This is a genomic window from Bacillus sp. 05T22, from assembly GCF_056396765.1.
Genome location: NZ_JBFTMC010000247.1, coordinates 1 through 1,246, shown reverse-complemented (window position 1 = coordinate 1,246; position 1,246 = coordinate 1). Strand labels below are relative to the sequence as shown.

Sequence of the window (1,246 nt, the reverse complement as noted above, 5' to 3'; positions counted from 1 at the left end):
AAGCTCATACAACGTTAATTATTATAGAGGTTGTTTCTTTTTTATAAAGATTATGTGTAGAGAATTTAAAGATTTGCATACGAAATAAACCCTATCGGGTTTCATTTTTTTGAATTAAGCCGCTTGATTATCAGACGTGGTACAATTGTAAACGACACCTAATATATCAAAGACTGTTTTCTTCTCATATCGATGAGATTTTCGCCCATTTTGCTGTAGGAGGTTGAACAGGCGAATTAGAATCTTTGATAGCTCTTGGGTGTCTTTCTGTATAGCTTGGAATAGAAGAAAAAAATAGTCTTTAATCATATAAATAGCTTTATATTCACTCAATTCTTGTTTCTTCTTCATAAGAAGTAACTTCCGCATTTGAAACATAATAGAAGAACAGAGTAGAATGGCAATCAGTTGCCCATACAAATGGCATTCTAATCGTTCTTGTTTTATCTTTTTACAATGATGAATGCAAAAGAATGATTTCCACGTTTTAAATAAAATTTCGATTTGCCAACGTAAAGAATACCAATCATGTACTTGTTCCATTGGTACAACATCTGTAGAAGTGTTTGTCATATATACATTGATACCACTGAGTCGTTTACTACGAGGAGAATACTTCATTYCTTTCTTTTTTTCTCTTACGGTTTGATCTTGTAGTCGTTTTTCTTGTTGTTCTTTTGTTAGTCGATGAACAATCACACGAGTTTGTACCTTATCCTTCATTCCTACATAAGCGTTGGATATTTCACATGTTTGTCCTGGCAGAAGAGAGTTCATTAAATCCTCCATATCTATTTGTATATACTCTGTACCTTTCTTGATTCTTCCATCTTTAAAATAATCAGGATTGGGATTTTTTTGATAAATACGTGTATTCGACTTGATACGAGAGATATAGTAAGCCTTTTTATCCTGTATATGTTGAAGATCTTTCAGATGAAAATATCCTAAATCTCGGATACATAAATCATTCGCTGTCACAGTTGGGACACACAGAGAACCGTAGGTTCGATCATGTTGTTTACCTGGACCGGTATGAATATGCAGGAACCGTCCACTTAATAAATCATATTCAAGCTGAATTTTCACCCCCGCTGTATGGCTGCAGCCTCCTGCACCTGGATAAACGAATGAAAAGGAATCTGGGAGCTGAAATGCAGTTGAATCTAAAATACGAATACGCTTAAAAACAGAAGTATATGGAGAAGAAATCGGTATAGATGAGGCCATCGGTATAGATGAGGCC

At 34.8% G+C, this 1,246-nt stretch carries 1 protein-coding gene; it reads right to left on the bottom strand.

Features of this window, described 5'->3' with window-relative positions; translation table 11 throughout:
• Window positions 1–114: 114 nt before the first annotated feature.
• On the bottom strand, window positions 115–1,246 hold a 1,132-nt coding region (locus AC1DIT_RS28155; RefSeq protein WP_476998604.1), incomplete at its 5' end, for an IS4 family transposase.